The 16,628-nt window shown below is 70.2% G+C and carries 11 protein-coding genes and 1 pseudogene; 7 read left to right on the forward strand and 5 right to left on the reverse strand.

The window, feature by feature from the left end; all coding sequences use genetic code 11:
- Window positions 1-7: 7 nt before the first annotated feature.
- From B5F23_RS08835 to B5F23_RS08845, 3 genes are all read right to left on the reverse strand, one after another.
- On the reverse strand, window positions 8-487 hold the full coding sequence (locus B5F23_RS08835; protein WP_087353937.1) for a phage tail protein: 480 nt from the start codon (window positions 485-487) through the stop codon (window positions 8-10).
- Between the two features lie 554 nt (window positions 488-1,041).
- On the reverse strand, window positions 1,042-1,398 hold the full coding sequence (locus B5F23_RS08840) for a hypothetical protein (RefSeq protein ID WP_087353940.1): 357 nt from the start codon (window positions 1,396-1,398) through the stop codon (window positions 1,042-1,044).
- Between the two features lie 35 nt (window positions 1,399-1,433).
- Window positions 1,434-1,688 carry a hypothetical protein gene (locus tag B5F23_RS08845; protein ID WP_143786397.1) on the reverse strand — a complete coding sequence of 85 codons (255 nt, stop codon included), beginning with the start codon at window positions 1,686-1,688 and terminating at the stop codon, window positions 1,434-1,436.
- 267 nt (window positions 1,689-1,955) lie between these two features.
- On the opposite strand from B5F23_RS08845, the gene B5F23_RS08850 reads away from it, so the two are divergent.
- Window positions 1,956-3,869 carry an alpha-amylase family protein gene (locus tag B5F23_RS08850; protein WP_087353946.1) on the forward strand — a complete coding sequence of 638 codons (1,914 nt, stop codon included), beginning with the start codon at window positions 1,956-1,958 and terminating at the stop codon, window positions 3,867-3,869.
- 211 nt (window positions 3,870-4,080) lie between these two features.
- Here the strand turns inward: B5F23_RS08850 and B5F23_RS08855 are convergent, their stop codons facing one another.
- The gene (locus B5F23_RS08855) at window positions 4,081-4,962 is read right to left on the reverse strand and encodes a LysR family transcriptional regulator (RefSeq protein ID WP_158096156.1); all 882 of its coding nucleotides are present in this window, start codon (window positions 4,960-4,962) and stop codon (window positions 4,081-4,083) included.
- Window positions 4,963-5,084: 122 nt separating this feature from the next.
- Between B5F23_RS08855 and B5F23_RS08860 the strand changes: the two genes are divergently transcribed.
- Together B5F23_RS08860 and B5F23_RS08865 are read left to right on the forward strand one after the other, a co-directional pair.
- Window positions 5,085-7,463, forward strand: coding sequence for an HAD-IC family P-type ATPase (locus tag B5F23_RS08860; protein WP_087353954.1), 2,379 nt, complete (start codon window positions 5,085-5,087; stop codon window positions 7,461-7,463).
- A gap of 315 nt (window positions 7,464-7,778) precedes the next feature.
- Complete coding sequence (locus B5F23_RS08865; protein ID WP_087353957.1) at window positions 7,779-9,584, forward strand: ABC transporter ATP-binding protein; 1,806 nt, start codon at window positions 7,779-7,781, stop codon at window positions 9,582-9,584.
- Between the two features lie 14 nt (window positions 9,585-9,598).
- On the opposite strand, the gene B5F23_RS08870 is transcribed toward B5F23_RS08865, so the two are convergent.
- Window positions 9,599-12,106, reverse strand: a complete 2,508-nt coding sequence (locus tag B5F23_RS08870) for an ATP-binding cassette domain-containing protein (protein WP_087354037.1) — start codon at window positions 12,104-12,106, stop codon at window positions 9,599-9,601.
- A 634-nt stretch (window positions 12,107-12,740) separates the two neighbouring features.
- Here B5F23_RS08870 and B5F23_RS08875 point away from each other — a divergent pair.
- From B5F23_RS08875 to B5F23_RS08890, 4 genes and pseudogenes are all read left to right on the forward strand, one after another.
- Complete coding sequence (locus B5F23_RS08875) at window positions 12,741-13,724, forward strand: LacI family DNA-binding transcriptional regulator (protein WP_087353960.1); 984 nt, start codon at window positions 12,741-12,743, stop codon at window positions 13,722-13,724.
- A 159-nt stretch (window positions 13,725-13,883) separates the two neighbouring features.
- A complete protein-coding gene (locus B5F23_RS08880) occupies window positions 13,884-15,044 on the forward strand; it encodes a PTS transporter subunit EIIC (RefSeq protein ID WP_241145843.1) in 1,161 nt (386 codons plus the stop codon).
- Window positions 14,929-15,363: pseudogene (locus B5F23_RS10005) on the forward strand (hypothetical protein). The gene B5F23_RS08880 and the pseudogene B5F23_RS10005 overlap by 116 nt, the downstream one beginning before the upstream one ends.
- A gap of 215 nt (window positions 15,364-15,578) precedes the next feature.
- Complete coding sequence (locus B5F23_RS08890) at window positions 15,579-16,565, forward strand: DMT family transporter (RefSeq protein WP_087353967.1); 987 nt, start codon at window positions 15,579-15,581, stop codon at window positions 16,563-16,565.
- The last annotated feature ends 63 nt before the right edge of the window (window positions 16,566-16,628 follow it).

Below are 16,628 nucleotides of genomic sequence, written 5' to 3' on the forward strand. Positions count from 1 at the left end.
GGGTTCGTTATACCCCAAAGACCGAACGCGTCTCCCGTCGAAACGCGCCGAGAATCTCGGTCGCCTGGGCATTGGCCCGAGCCAATGGATTTCTCACCGGGAGCACCGAGGCATCCGTACGACGGCACTTGCTGGAACGTGCCATCATTTCGGACCAACATAGCTTCGACTGCGCAATGCCGTCGGCGAGGCCGCCCATGATCGCCTTGCCGGCAGGAAGCAGCATCCGCTTGTCGTAGGTAAGCGGTCCCTTGTGGGAGATGATCCAGTCGCCTATGCCGCCAATGAAGTCCATGACGCCGTTGAACGCGGCCTTAAGTCCGTCGAGAAGGCCATTGATGATGCTTCGTCCTGCCTCAAGCAGCCATGACCCCGCTCCGGAGAACACCCCCAGGATCTTGCCGGGAAGATCGCCGAGAAGCGCCATAACTTGTTCGTTGCCACCCGAGACAGCGGAGACGATTCCGTTCCACGCCTCGTTGAGCACGTTGTTGCCCCTAGCTTTCTTGAGCTTGACTCCGAGGAAATTGTAATTCGCACCTAGAACAGGAAGAAGATTTACGGAATCGTTCCCTACGATCAAATAGTTGGCATTTCCGCTGGCACTTTTACCAAATCGTCGAACCTCTATCTTCGAAACAGCACCCTCGACGCTGGCGAGAACAACGAGGGCGTCCTACCCCCGCAAGCCGATGTTGAGAAACTACTTGGACAGGGACATGTCGACGAAATTCGAAGCGATGTTGAGTCTCACGTCAACACGCTTAGAATGGTCTATCGTGATCGCGCTGGAAAGTATCTTCGTATCTTGATTTGTTGTGATTCTGATCGAGATAATCCAGCGGACTATGTCGGCTTTGCCAAGCTCGTTCAGGATCGAATGAAGAATGAGACAGCCAAGCCAACCCCCAGCAAGACTTCCACTCTCCCCACTTCGGTGGGAAACTCCTCGCAGGCGACCCTCCCCTCCCTCACAGATGTCGCTCGGTGGGCAGGCGCTTATGGCTACCTGCTCGTTCCGAAGGATGGCACCCAGCAGGGCTAAGCCTTTCCCCCGTCCCACCAGGCATCGAACTCGCTGACGGGGATGGGCTTTCTGCCCACGCTTTCGTCTTGGGCCTTCACGCCCGGTCTCGGGTAGGGCCTCGGTCTCTTGGGCCGAGACTTTCCCTTTGGCGTGTTCGCGCACGCAAACTCGTAGCGCAGCCAAGAGAGCTGATCGAACACGTCAGCCAGAAGCATCGCAATCCTGGAATCGCCCTGCCAGTGGGCGTTCTCGGGCGAGAGCTCGCTCACAAGCTCGCTCCCCGCGTCGAGATGACCCACGAACGAGCGCAGGGCCCGCCAGGAGAGGTGCTCCGGGACGTCCTCAAGGGTCGTCCCGGAGCACCTTGTCATGAGGTCGTACTCGAGCGCCCCTCCGTGCTCGTCGATTAGTCGGAGGAGGGCCGAGATTCCCCCCCCCCCGCCGTGATGCCGGAGGCCTCCTGCCAGCCGACCATGACCTGCTGCAGCTCATCGAGCGTGAGCTCGTCGGTCAGTCCGGGGCAGAGCCCCTCGAGGAGGTCGACGAAGACGTCAAGCGCTTCGTCACCGTCATCCTTATCAAGACTCGCAAGAACCTTGACCTTCTTTGCGGGAAGGGACCCCATGAGGGGAAGGGACCACACCTTCTTGGAAGACCCCACCTGAAAGCGCCACTCCCGCCTCGTCGAGGCGATGACGGCATCGGTTGTCAACCCGAGCCCGGAATGGCGGCACACGGCGAAAAACCTTGCTGGCGCGGAGCCCCCCGCAACTCGCCGGAGGTCTCCCCGACCCGCGCGCCGCCGCCCCCGCCCAGAGCGTGTGAGAACGCTCCCACCCCTCAATCGACACGCTCGGGGGGATTTCCGGGCCCGCGCGGGCCCGACGACCCTACCATGTACGCAGCCAAGAGACATGAGGGAGGAACCATGACAAAGACGAGGAAGCCCGCCCCCGCGCGCCGCCAGCCGCTCGCGCGCGCCGCCGCGCGCGCCAAGTCTGACGCCGTCTTCCAGCGAAGGATCGACCGCCACCACGACGAGCTGCGCTGGCTCTACATGGAGCTCTACGACAACGGCTCGATGTTCGCCGAGCTCTGCGAGCAGTTGCACGCCTTCTTTGAGCGGCGCCCCGAGCCGCTCAAGCGCCTCGACGCCGAGCGCGAGGCCGCCGGCGCGTGGTACCGGCGCCGCGACCTTCTCGGCATGCAGCTCTACATAGACAACTTCGCCGGGACCATCCCCGGCGTGGAGGACCGGCTCGACTACATCGAGCGCTGCAACGTCAACTACCTGCACCTGATGCCGTTTTTGGACACGCCCGCCGACCGCAGCCGCTCCGACGGCGGCTACGCGGTACGCGACTTTCGCGCCGTCAAGCCCGAGCTCGGGACGATGGACGACCTCGCCCGCCTGGCCGAGCGCTGCCACGAGCGCGGCATCAGCCTGTGCATGGACTTCGTCATGAACCACACCTCCGACGAGCACGAGTGGGCCCGCCGCGCCCGCGCCGGCGAGGGCGAGTACATGAGCCGCTACTTCATCACGGACGACCAGGGCGCGATGGAGCGCTACTCCCGCGACGTGCCCCAGGTCTTCCCCACCACGGCGCCCGGTCACTTCACCTACCTGCCGGAGCTCGGCAAGCACGTGATGACGCAGTTCTACCCCTACCAGTGGGACCTCAACTACAAGAACCCGCGCGTCTTCAACGAGATGATGTACAACTTCCTCTACCTGGCCAACCAGGGCATCGACATCATCCGCCTGGACGCCGTTCCCTACATCTGGAAGCAGCTCGGGACCAACTGCCGCAACCTGCCGCAGGTCCACACCATCGTGCGCATGATGCGCATGATCGCCGAGGTGGTGTGCCCGGGCATCGTGCTTCTGGGCGAGGTGGTCATGGCGCCGGCGGAGGTGGTTCCCTACTTCGGCACGCCGGACAGGCCCGAGTGCCACATGCTCTACAACGTCACGACGATGGCGACCACCTGGCACACCGTGGCCTGCCGCGACACGCGCCTGCTGCGCGAGCAGCTCGCGACCGTCTGCGACCTGCCGCGCGAGTACACCTTCCTCAACTACCTGCGCTGCCACGACGACATCGGCTGGGGCCTGGACTACGACGCGCTGCGCCGCTGGGGCATGGAGGAGGTCCCGCACAAGGCCTACCTCAACTCCTACTTCCAGGGCCTCGAGCCCGGCAGCGTCTCGCGCGGTGAGCTCTACAACGCCGACCCCGTGACCGGCGACGCGCGCTTCTGCGCGACCACGGCATCCATGTGCGGCGTGGAGGCGGCCGGCTTCGAGGGCGACGAGGCGGCGATGGAGGTGGCCGTCCGCAAGGACGTCATGCTCCACGCCTACCTGCTCACGCAGTCGGGCCTGCCGATCATCTACAGCGGCGACGAGGTGGGCCAGGTCAACGACTACGCCTATAAGGACGACCCGGAGCGCGCCGACGACTCGCGCTACGTCCACCGCGGGCGCTTCGACTGGTCGCTCGTCGATCAGGTGGGCGAGAAGGGCAGCGTCGCGGCGCAGATCTTCGGCGCGCTCTCGCGCCTGGAGGCCGTGCGGCGAGGCGACGAGCTGTTCGACGCGGACGCGCAGGCCCACGTGGTCGACTACGGCGACCAGGCCATCCTGTGGATCGTGCGGCGCGCGGGCGGACGCGAGCTCAGCGCGGTCTTCAACTTCTCGGACGGCGAGAAGCACCTCTGGATGCCCGGGGAGGACGAGTACGTCGACCTCGTGAGCGGGGAGTCGTCGCGCTTCCAGGAGTTCGACCTGGCCGCATGGGACTTCCGCTGGTGGGTGCGCCGAGCGCCGGGCGCTTAAGAACTCGGGGTTATGGCAGTCGGCGGCCCCGGCGCGCTTAGGAATCCGGGGTTATGGCAGCCCGAGACCCGTCCCGTGGCGAGAAGAACCTCAAGGCGGCGTCTCTACCTGGGGGTTCTTCTCGCCGCATGCGGCACGTGGCGGCACGGCGCTGCCACAACCCCACATTCCTAAGCGCGCCGGGGCCGCCCGCTGCCACAACCCCGCCTTCCTAAGCGCGCCCGCCGACGCCCGCCGCGCCCAGAAACGCCGCCATGGCGGGGCTGACGCTGCGGCGCCGGTGCCTGACGACGAGCAGCTCGCGGCCGAGCTCGAGCCCCTCCACGGCAAGCGGCGCGAGCCGGCCCTCGGCGACCTCGCGCTCCACGAGCGCCGCCGGCAGCACGGACACGCCGAGCCCCGAGGAGACCGCCGCCTTGATCGCCTCGGTCGAGACGCTCTCCCACTCCGCCCTCGCCGCGAGGCCGCGCTCGGTGAGCGCCGCCTCGAGGAGCTCGCGCACGCCGCTCCCGCGCTCGCGCAGGACGAGCCGCTCCGCCGCGAGGCCCGCGGCAGAGAGTCGCTCGCCTCGGCGCCCCGGAGGCCCCACCACCACGAGCTCGTCGCGCGCGAACGGCACCGCGTCGAGCTCCGGCTCGTGCACGAGGCCCTCGATGAGCCCGAGGTCCGCCTCGCCCGAGGCCACGTCGCGCTCCACGGCGCGCGAGTCCTCCACGCGCACGAGCGCGCGCACGTCCGGCGCGGCCTCCGCCAGGCGCGCGAGCATCCCCGGGAGGTGGCACGTCCCGCACGTGATGCTCGACGCCAGGCGAAGCGTCGCCACGGCGCCCTCCCCCATCGAGCGCTCCAGCTCACCGAGGTCGGCCAGCACGCCGCGGGCGTGCGCGAGCAGCCGCCGCCCCGCCTCCGTGGGGACCATGCGCCGCGCGAGGCGGTCAAAGAGCCGCACCCCAAAGCGCTCCTCGAGGTCGCGCACCGCCTGGCTCACCGACGGCTGCGACACCCTCAGCTCGCGCGCGGCCGCGCTCACCCCGCCGGCGTCGCACACCGCCGCGAAGATCTCCAGGTGCCTGATCGTCATGCGCTCCGCCATCGCGCCTCCCGTGCGGCAATCCATAGATATTCTCGATAGGTCATATAGCAATAATAGTATTTTACATATAGCTTGGGCCGGCGTAGCCTCATGGCGAGAAGAACGCGGAGGCGGGAGGCCCCATGAGCGCACGCACGACCCCAGAACCACGCGACGTCACGCCCGCCGGGCTCAGCTCGGCCGAGGCCGCGCGCCTGCTCGCCGAGCTCGGCCCCAACGAGGTCCCCGAGCACCGGCGCAACCCCGTGCTCGCGTTTCTCGGGCGGTTCTGGGGCCCCATGCCGTGGCTCCTCGAGCTCGCGGCCGTCCTCGCCCTGGCGGTCGGCCACGCCACGGAGGCAGTGGTCATCCTCGTGCTGCTCGTCGTGAACGCCGTCATCGGGACGGTGCAGTCCTCGAGCGCCCGGCGCGCCCTCGCGCTGCTGCGGCGCGACCTCGCCGTGAGCGTCACCACGCGCCGCGACGGCGCCTGGGGGCCCGTGCCGGCGCGCGAGCTCGTGGTCGGAGACGTCGTGGCGCTCGAGCTCGGCCAGATCGCCCCCGCCGACCTGCGCGTCACCTCCGGGGGCGCCGAGGCGGACCTCTCCTCACTCACCGGCGAGTCCCTGCCGCGCCCCGTCGGCGCCGGGGACGAGCTGGGCGCCGGGGCCGTGGTCTGCCGCGGCTCGGTGCGCGGCGTCGTCACGGCGACCGGGGAGCGCAGCGCCGCCGGCCGGGCCGCGGCGCTCGTGCGCGACGCCGCCCCGCGCTCGCGCCAGCAGGAGCTGCTCTTCTCCATCGTGCGCTCCATGATGTACGTGGGCGTGGCCGCCTCCGTGGCGGTGGGCGCCTACGCCCTGGCCTGCGGGCGCGACCTCATGGACGTGGCCTCGCTCGTCGTGACCTTCCTCATGGGCGCGGTGCCCGTGGCGCTGCCGGCCGTGCTCGCCATCGTCCAGGCCGCCGGCGCCATGGCCCTCTCGCGCGAGGGCGTGCTCGTGACGCGGCTGGACTCCGTCGAGGACGCCGCCTCCATCGACGTCTTTTGCCTGGACAAGACCGGCACGATCACCCAGAACCGCCTCGAGGTCACCGAGGTCGTGCCCCTCGGCGGCCACGGCGAGAAGGACGTGGTGGCCGCGGCCGCCCTCGCGAGCGACGCGAGCGGCGCGCAGCCCATCGACGCCGCCTGCCTCAGGCGCGCGGGCGGCGCCCCCGCGGCCGTCCCCGGCTGGCGCCAGGTCTCCTACCTGCCCTTCGACCCCGAGCGCAAGCGCACCGAGGCCGTGGTCGAGGGCCCGGGCGGCACGCGTGCCCTTCTCGTCAAGGGTGCGCCGCGCACCGTGGCCGCGCTCGCCGGGGCAGACGGAGGCGAGCTTGCGGCCGCGGTCGCGCGCCTCTCGGAGCGCGGGCTGCGCGCCGTCGCGGTGGCCGCCGGCGACGGGGGCGCGGCGGAAGGCAGCCTCGAGCTGCTCGGGCTTCTCGGCCTCTCGGACCCGCCGCGCGCGGACGCCGCCGAGCTCGTGGGGCGCATGCGCGACCTGGGCATCCGCCCGCTCATGCTCACCGGCGACGACGTTGCCATAGCCCACGAGGTGGCCAGCGAGGTGGGGATCGGCCGGCGCGTCCGGCGAGCGGGCGAGCTGCGCGAGCTCCCGGCGGCCGAGCAGCTCGCCCTGGTGGAGGACTCCGACGGCTTTGCCGAGGTCCTTCCCGTCGACAAGCACCTCATCGTGCGCCTGCTCCAGGACGCGGGCCACTCCGTGGGCATGACCGGCGACGGCGTGAACGACGCCCCGGCGCTCGCGCAGGCCGAGCTGGGCTGCGCGGTGGAGGGCGCCACCGACGTCGCGCGCGCCGCGGCCTCGGCCGTGCTCACGCGCGGCGGCCTCGGCGGGATCGTAGACGCGCTCACCGAGAGCCGCCGCAGCTACCAGCGCATGCTCACGTGGGTCATCAACAAGGTGACCAAGGTCATAGAGGTCGTGGCGCTCTTCTCGGCAGGCTACGTGCTCACGGGCGAGATGCCCGTCACGCTCCTGGGGATGAGCCTGCTCGTGTTTGCCAACGACTTCGCCACGATGTCGATCGCCACAGACAACGTCGAGGCCACGGACTCGCCCAACTCGTGGAACCTGCGCTCCATCGTGGCCGCGGCCGGGGTGCTCGGGGCGCTCTTCGCCGCGGAGGACCTGCTCGTGGGCTGGCTCGGCGGCGCCGCGCTGGGCCTCGCGCCGGAGGCGGCGCAGACGCTCGTGATGTACGCGCTCGTGGTGAACTCGCAGGTGCGCATCCTCACGGTGCGCGAGCGCGGGCGGGCCTGGGCGAGCGCGCCGTCTGCGGGGATGCTCGTGGTTGCCGCCGCGGTCACGGCGGGCTTCACGGCGCTCGTCCTTCTCGGCTGGGCGGTGCCCGCGGTGCCGCCGGCGGCCGTGGGCGTGACGCTCGCGGTATGCTGCGTCGGCGGGCTCGCGCTCGACGCCGCCAAGGTCGCGCTCTTCCGCCGCCTCCACGTGGCGTAGCGGCCGCGGCGGCACGTCCTTCTCGCCGCTCTGCAGGCACTTGGCGACACTTTTGCCGCCAGAGGTGTCGTTTGGTGCCTACGACACGGCGGAGTAGGAGCTTGGCGACACTTTGGCCGATGAAAGCGTCGTTTGGTGCCTACAGATGCAGAGCAGTAGGCGCCGGCCGACACTTTGGCAGCCAGAAGTGTCGTTACGCGCCTACAAACACGAAGCCGCAGGCGCGCCCGCGCACCCTCAAAGTGACGAGACGTCGCCAAAGTGCTACCCTCCGGGGGCGAGAAGAACGCCGAGAGACCCGAGGGGGAACCCGGAATGGCACAGAGAAACGTCGCGCCGCTGCAGCGCTCGACCGTCCGCCGCACGCTCAGGCGCTTCTGGGACGTCACCCGGATGCAGCCCGGCATCACCGCGCTCGCCGTCGTCACGTCGGCCGGCTACATCGCGCTGCTCACCTACGCCAACACCTACGTCATGGGCCTCATCGTGGACCGCGTGCAGGCCTCGCCGGTCCCGGCCGAGCAGGTGGTCCCCGTCTTCGGCCCGTACGTGGTTGCGCTTCTGGTTGTGAACGCGGTGGGCCAGGCCTTCTCCAAGCTGCAGGACTACGCCGTCTACAAGCTCGAGATCAACGGCAACTACCACCTCTCGCGCCTGTGCTTCGACACGCTGTCAAACCAGTCGATGACCTTCCACACCAGCCGCTTCGGCGGCAGCCTCGTGAGCCAGACCACGCGCTTCACCGGCGGCTACACGGCGCTCGTGGACGTGGTGGTCTACTCGCTCATCCCCACGGTCGCCTCGGTGGTCTGCACCTTCGTGACGCTCGCGCCGGTGGTGCCGAGCTACATGGCCATCCTCACGGTGCTCCTGGTGGCCTACGTGGCGGTCGCCACCCACCTCTACCACAAGATCCTGCCGCTCTCGCAGAGGACGGCCGCCGCGCAGAACCGCCTCTCGGGCGTGCTCTCGGACGCGGTGACCAACATCCTGGCCGTCAAGACCTGCGGGCGCGAGGACTACGAGCGCGGCCTCTTCGACGACGCCGCGCAGGCCGCGCGCGAGGCGGAGTCCCACAGCATGCACGCCACCATGCGCCGCGGCTTTGCCACGAGCACCCTCATCACCGTCATCATGCTGGTGGTCTCGGTCTTCGTGGCCGGCGGCAACGCGTGGTTCGGCATCTCCGCGGGCACGCTCGTGATGATGTTCACCTACACCTACCAGCTCTCCATGCGCTTCAACTACATCAACTCCATGATGCAGCGCATCAACCGCGCCCTCGGCGACGCCTCGGAGATGACGCGCATCCTCGACGAGCCGCGCCTCGTGGAGGACGAGCCGGGTGCCGCGGAGCTCGCCGTCGCGCGCGGCGCCATCGACTTCGACCACCTGGGCTTTGCCTACCACGACGCCGCGCCGGGCGAGAAGGTCTTCGAGGACCTGACGCTCCACATCCCCGCCGGCCAGCGCGTGGGCCTCGTGGGCCGCTCCGGGTCGGGCAAGACCACGCTCACCAAGCTGCTGCTGCGCCTTGACGACGTGCAGGACGGCCACGTCTTTGTGGACGGCCAGGACGTGAGCCGCTGCACCCAGCAGAGCCTGCGGCGCAGCATCGCCTACGTGCCGCAGGAGGCGCTGCTCTTCCACCGCTCCATCCGCGAGAACATCGCCTACGGCCGCCCGGACGCCACCGACGACCAGATCTGGCGCGCGGCGCGACTGGCCAACGCGGCCGAGTTCATCGAGCGGCTCCCCGCGGGGCTCGACACGATGGTCGGCGAGCGCGGCGTGAAGCTCTCCGGCGGGCAGCGCCAGCGCGTGGCCATCGCCCGCGCGATCCTGGCCGACGCGCCGATCCTCGTGCTCGACGAGGCCACCTCCGCGCTGGACAGCGAGTCCGAGGCGGCGGTGCAGGGCGCGCTCGAGAACCTCATGGCCGGCCGCACGAGCATCGTGGTGGCGCACCGCCTCTCCACGGTGGCCTCGCTCGACCGCATCGTGGTTCTCGCCGACGGGAAGATCGTGGAGGACGGCACGCACGCCGAGCTCGCGGAGGCCGGCGGCGAGTACGAGCGCCTCTGGGACCGCCAGACCGGCGCCTTCCTCGAGGGCGAGTAGCGCGTCGACGTCCCCTACCCGGTGAGCTCCTCGGCCAGGTAGCGTCCGGTGACGCTCTCGGCGCACGAGGCCACCTGCTCGGGCGTGCCGGCGACAACCACGCGCCCGCCGGCCTCGCCGCCGCCGGGCCCCATGTCGATCACCCAGTCCGCGTTTGCGATCATGTCCAGGTCGTGCTCGATCACCACCACCGTGGCGCCGTTCTGGATGAGGCGCTCCAGCACGCCCAGGAGCACCTCCACGTCGAGCGGGTGCAGGCCGATCGTGGGCTCGTCGAAGACGAAGAGCGCGTCGGCCTGGTCGCGCGTGAGCTCGCTGGCGAGCTTGAGGCGCTGGGCCTCGCCGCCCGAGAGCGCCGGCGTGGCCTCCCCCAGCGTGAGGTAGCCGAGCCCCAGGTCGTGCAGCACCTCGAGCTTGGCGCGCGCCGTGCGAAGGCGCGTCTGCCCGAGCGCCTCGCGCGCCTGGTCCACGGTGTAGCCCAGAAGCTCCGGAAGGCTGATGCCGCCCGCGAGCCGCACCTTCGAGGCGGCCGGCGAGAAGCGCGTGCCGCCGCAGTCCGGGCAGGGCACGTCCACGTCCGGCAGGAACTGCACGTCGAGCGATATCTGGCCCGTGCCGTCGCAGGTGGGGCAGCGCAGGCTGCCGGTGTTGTAGGAGAACGCGCCCGCCTTGAGGCCGCGCTCGCGCGCCGCGTCGGTCTTGGCGTAGGCGCGGCGCAGGTCGTCCAGCACGCCGGAGTAGGTGGCCACCGTGGAGCGCACGTTGGCGCCGATCGGCGTGGCGTCGATGAGGTTCACGCGCGCCAGGCCCGCCGCGTCCGCCGAGCGCACGTGGGCCGGCAGCGGCGTGCCCGCGATGGCCGCGCGCATGCCCGGGATGAGGCTCTCCAGCACGAGCGTGGTCTTGCCGGACCCCGAGACGCCCGTCACCGCCGTGAGCCGCCCGCGCGGGACCTCCACCGCGAGCGGGCGCACCGTGTGGACGGCCCCCGTCTCGAGGCGCACCGCGCCGCGCGCGAAGACGTCCGCGGCGGCCGCCCGCCCGCGCACCCGCACGCGGCGCTCGCCCGTCAGAAACGGCGCGATCCGCGAGCCCGGGTCCTTCTCGACCTCCGCGACCGGGCCCTGCGCGATGACGCGGCCGCCGTCGGCGCCCGAGCCCGGGCCGATCTCCACGAGCCAGTCCGCATGGCGCAGCACGCGCACGTCGTGGTCCACGAGCACCACGGAGTTGCCGTCCGCCAGGAGGTCGTCCACGACGCCGAGCAGCCCGTCCACGTTGGAGGGGTGCAGCCCGATGGAGGGCTCGTCGAGCACGTAGAGCACGCCGGTGGTGCGGTTGCGCACGGCGCGGGCCAGCTGCACGCGCTGGCGCTCGCCGGTGGAGAGCGTGGAGCTCGCGCGGTCGAGGGAGAGGTAGCCCAGGCCGAGCTGCGCCAGCCGCTCCATGGGCTCGGCCATCTCGGCGCAGATGGTCTCGGCCATCGGCCGCAGCTCGTCGGGCACGCGGGGCGGCACGCGCGGCACCCACGCCGCCAGCTCGTCGAGCGTCATCGCCGTGGCCTCGGCGAGCGTGATGCCGTCCACCACGGGACCTCGCGCCGCGGCCGACAGGCGCGTGCCGCCGCAGTCCGGGCACACGTCCTCGCGCAGGAACCGCGCCACGCGCGCGAGGCCCTTCTCGTCCTTGGCCTTTGAGAGCGCGTTTTCCACCGTGTAGGTGGCGTTGAAGTAGGTGAAGTCGAGCTCCGCGAAGTTGTCGCCCTTCTTGGCGTGGTAGAGGATGTGCTTCTTGACCGCCGGGCCGTGGAAGACGATGTCGCGCTCGGCGGGCGTGAGCTCGCGGAAGGGCACGTCGGTGCGGACGCCCATCTCGCGGCAGACCTGCTTCATGAGGTCCCACATGAGGGTGTTCCACGGCGCGACGGCGCCCTCGTCGATGGTGAGCGACTCGTCCGGCACGAGGCTCGCCTCGTCCACCGTGCGCACGATGCCCGTGCCGCCGCAGGTGGGGCAGGCGCCGGCACTGTTGAAGGCCAGGTCCTCGGCGCCGGGGCCGTAGAACTCCCGGCCGCAGGAGGGGCAGGTGATGGGCTGCATGAGCGCCACGGCCATGGAGGGCTCGGCGTGCGCGCCGCAGTGCGGGCACCGGTGGCTTCCCAGGCGCGAGAAGAGCAGGCGAAGGTAGTTGAGCAGCTCGGTGGCGGTGCCGAAGGTCGAGTGCACGCCGGGTATGCCGGGGCGCTGGCGTAGCGCGAGCGCGGCGGGCACGTGGCGCACCTCGTCGACGGTGGCGCGGGCGGACTGGCTGATGCGGCGGCGCGTGTAGGTGGAGAGCGCGTCCAGGTAGCGGCGGCTGCCCTCGGCGTAGAGCGTGCCCAGGGCCAGCGAGCTCTTGCCGGACCCGGAGACGCCCGCGACCCCCACGAGGCACCCCAGTGGGACGTCCACGTCGACGTTCCTGAGGTTGTGCACGCGCGCGCCACGCACCTCTATGTTGGTTGGCTGGTCGGCCCTCGGCATGAGGCGCTCCTCTCGACGGTCCTTCTCGCCCGGCGGCCCCGCCACCCGACGGCCCTTCTCGTCCCTTGATGATACGCCTGGGCGAGAAGGACCCGGGGCCGGGCGCCGTGACGGCCCCGGACGGCGGGGTGGCCCCGGGCGGTAGGGCGGCCCCGGGCGGCGGGGTGGCCCCGGACGGCGGCGCAGGACCGTCCTGCCCGAAACGCGGCCCGATTGGGCGCGATGTTTGATGCGCCCCGGGCCCGAGGGACGCCGGGTCCGACAAAACCGCAGGTCGCGGGCATCTCGGAACGCCCGGGACGTTCGAGTGCGGGCCCTTCTCGCCCAGTCGCATCAAACATCGCGCCCAATCGCACGGGAAACGTGGCAGGAGGCGCCCTCCGGAGAGCGCGCGAGGGGCCAAACGCACAATCGGCCGGGTTTTCTGGCAGGAGGCCGGGCCCTCTGGCGGGAATCCGGCCACGGCGGAAGGCAGGATTCCCCGCGGGAGGCCGGGCCCTCTGGCGGGAAGCAGGCCCCCGGCAGAAGGCAGCCCCCCGGCACCGGGCGCGACGCCGCGGCGAGAAGACCGCGCCATCCGCCCGCACGCCCTTCTCGCCGTGTGATACGCTCAGGCGTTGGAAGGGGGCACGTCATGGACATCAACCAGATCGCGCAGATGGCGGGGGTCTCGCGGGCCACGGTCTCGCGCTACCTCAACGACGGCTACGTCAGCCAGGAGAAGCGCGCCGCCATCCGCCGCGTGATCGAGAAGACCGGCTACGTGCCGTCGCGGCAGGCCAAGACCCTGCGCACCGGCAAGACCGACGTCGTGGGCGTGGTGCTGCCCAAGATCAACTCCGCCTCGGTGAGCCGGATGGTCGCGGGCATCACGCTCGTGCTCAACGACGCCGGCTACCAGGTGCTCCTTGCCAACACCGACAACGACGTGGCGCGCGAGGTCGAGTTCCTGCGCCTGTTTGCCGAGAAGAGCCGCGTCGACGGCGTGATCCTCATAGCCACGGTGCTCACCCCCGAGCACGAGGCCGCCTTCTCCGCGCTGGGCGTCCCGCTCGTGGTGCTCGACCAGAACGTGGCCGGGCGCACCTGCGTCTACCAGGACGACTTCGACGCCGTCCGCGACGTGACGCGGCTCGCCCTGCGCGGCGCGCGCCGCCCCGCCTACATCGGCGTGCTCGAGGAGGACGTCTCCGCGGGCCGCATGCGCCGCGAGGGGTTCCTGGCGGCGTGCGCGGAGGCCGGCGTGGAGGTTCCGGACGAGGCGCTGGCCGTGGCCGAGTTCACCGTGGACTCCGGCTACGAGCAGGCCGAGGCGCTGCTCGGGCGGGTGGGCGACCTCGACGCCATCGTGTGCGCCACGGACTCGATCGCCTACGGCGCGCTCACCTGCCTGCGCGAGTACGGCCGGCGCGTCCCCGAGGACGTGGCCGTGACCGGCGTCGGCGACGCCGAGCTCTCGCAGATCGTCACCCCCACCCTCACCACGGTCCACCATCACTACAAGACCTCCGGCGCCGAGGCGGCCAAGATGCTCGTGGGCATGATGACCGGCGACGACTCCGTGGGCCGCGAGCTCAAGATGGGCTACGACGTGGTGGCGAGAAACTCCACGAGGTAGCGGGGTGTCGGGGGCCGCGGCGCGGCTTGCCCCGGGACAGCGCCGTCGGCGACCCGCAACAACCGTCTGCCGACAAAACCCTACCGCTCGCAGCCAAACTCCCTGCCAGACCGTTCTTCTCGCCTGCCGCGCCGTATTGTGAGAACGATTTCACATACCGTGACCACATGGGATACACTAGGGAGAGAAGAGAAAGGGGTTCCAATAGCACTGGACTACCGGCAGGCCGCCCAGGAGATCCTCGACGCGATCGGCGGGCCCGGCAACGTGGTCTCCGCCGCGCACTGCGCCACGCGCCTGCGCCTCGTGCTCGCCGACGACGCGAAGGCCGACCAGGCCGCCGTCGACAACGCGGCCGCCGCGCAGCAGCAGACCAACCCCCTCATGCGCGCCATCAAGCTCCTCGGCGACGTCTTCGTGCCCATCATCCCGGCCATCGTGCCCTCGGGCCTGCTCCTGGGCATCATGAGCGCGCTCTCCTTCATGGACGCCAACGGCTTCATCACGCTCCAGACCGACAACGCGTGGTACCAGATCCTGAACCTCGTCTCCAACACGGCCTTCACGTTCCTGCAGATCCTCATCGGCTTCTCCGCTGCCAAGGCCTTCGGCGCCAACCCCTACCTCGGCGCCGTCATCGGCATGCTGCTCATCAACCCCGCGCTGCAGAACGCCAACACCGTGGCCACCGAAGGCGTACAGCAGACCTACGCCGTGATCCCCGGCCTCTACTCCATCGAGTGGACCGGCTACCAGGGCCACGTCATCCCCATCGTCATCGCCTGCGACATCCTCGCCTTCGTCGAGAAGCGCCTGCACAAGGTGGTCCCCGAGGCCTTCGACCTCTTCGTGACGCCGCTCGTCTCGGTGGCCGTCACCGCCTACGTGACCATGCTCGCCGTCGGGCCGGTCTTCGTCTGGGCGGAAAACGCCATCCTCGGCGCCATCCAGTGGCTGATCACCCTGCCCGCCGGCATCAGCTCGCTCATCATGGGCGCTCTCTACGCGCCGACCGTCGTCACCGGCATCCACCAGATGTACACCACCATCGACCTGGGCCAGATCGCCCAGTATGGCGTGACCTACTGGCTGCCGCTCGCCAGCGCCGACAACATCGGCCAGGCCGGCGCCGCACTCGCCGTGGCCCTCAAGACCAAGAGCGTCAAGATCCGCTCGCTGGCGCGCCGTGGACCGGGAGTTCGTCATCGCGCCGGACACGCCGGACGAGGCCTCGGGCGCCTACTCGGGGTGCGCCGTGCCGCACGCGGGAGGCGTGCGCTTCTACTACACCGGCAACGTCAAGGAGCCCGGAGACTTTGACTACGTGCACGACGGCCGGCGCTCCGTGCAGATCATCGTGGAGAGCCCGGACGGCTATCGCATGGGCAAGAAGAGCGTCCTGCTGAGAAACGCCGACTACCCGGCGTTCTGCACCCGTCACGTGCGCGACCCCAAGGTCTGACGCGAGGGCGGCGCCTGGTGGATGATCCTCGGCGCGCGCGACGTGGACGACCGCGGCCTCGTGCTCGTGCAGCGCTCGGACGACGGTCTAAGGTGGGAGAACGCCGGGACCGTCCGCCCCGCGGAGCCCTTCGGCTACATGTGGGAGATGGGCGACGGCATGGCGGGCACGTACTGATCAGGTTTTTCCTTGACACCTCCCAGATTTGATGTAACAATCTCATCGTCTAAAAACGCGTGGACTTTTCTGGACGATTTGTCACCTTTTCGCCACGCAACCGAGCAGTCGGTTGCGTGGCTTTTTTCATGGGAACTCCCCAGGCCACCCCAACCGCTCGGCGCAAGCACTCGAGGCAGTCGTGCCCGCGGCGCCCGCGGGCGGAAGGGGACAACATGGAACATATCACCCAGCAGCAAGGCGTCGTATCCGGCACCAGCGGCAGGCGGGGCGAGAAGAGCCAGATCACCGCCGCCCTGCAGGTGTTCGCGGGCGGCGCCTGCTACGGCGCGATGGCAACCACGTACAAGCTCGCCTACGCGGCGGGCTTCACCTCCGCGCAGGTGGTGGCGAGCCAGGCGTGGTTTGGCTGCCTCTTCTTTGGCGTCGCGGTCCTGGTCGGCCACGCCCGGGGGCGCCGGTGGGAGCGCCTGGGCCCGGCGCTCGCGCTCAGGCTCATGGTCCTGGGGGCCCTCACCTGCCTCACCTCGATCCTCTACTGCCACGCCATGAGCGTGCTGCCGGCCCCGGTGGCGCTCACGCTGCTCTTCCAGTTCACCTGGATGGGGCTCGTCTGGCAGACCGTCATGACGCGGCGGGCGCCCAGGCCCCTCGAGCTTGCCTCGGCCGCGGTCATCGTGCTGGGAACCGTCTTTGCGAGCGGCGTCTACAAGACCGGAATCGCCGGATATGACCCGATCGCCCTGGCCTGCGCCCTCGGGGCCGCCGTTACCTGCTCGCTTTTCGTCACGCTCTCCGGCAAGGTGCACGCCCCCTGCTCCAACGAGCAGCGCGGCCTGTTTGTGACCGCCGGCTCCGTGATTATGTCGCTCACCGTCTGCCCCGACTACCTCGTCTCGGGCGTGCTCGGGGAGGGAATCCTGCCCTTCGCCGCCGTGGCGGGCTTCTTCGGCCTCATGTGCCCGGTCCTGCTCTTCGGCATGGGCTCCCCGCACCTGCCCGCGGGCCTCTCCACCGTCATGGCCGCCGCGGAGCTCCCCGCCGGCCTGCTCATCGCCATGATCGTCCTCGGCGAGCCGCTCGGCGTCGTCGAGTGGCTGGGCGTCGCCATCATCCTCGCCGGCGTGTGCCTGGCGCAGCTGCCCTCCCTGCTCGGCGGCAGGGCGGCCCGTCGCGCCGCCGCGGGCCAGGCAGCCAGCTAGCAGTCATCCCTTCGTGAACGGTTCCGCGCGTTCCAGGGGGAGGGCCCGAGGGCCCGGCGCGCG

Origin of the sequence: Olsenella sp. An188 (assembly GCF_002160255.1) — a bacterium.
Taxonomy (GTDB): Bacteria; Actinomycetota; Coriobacteriia; order Coriobacteriales; family Atopobiaceae; genus Thermophilibacter; species Thermophilibacter avistercoris.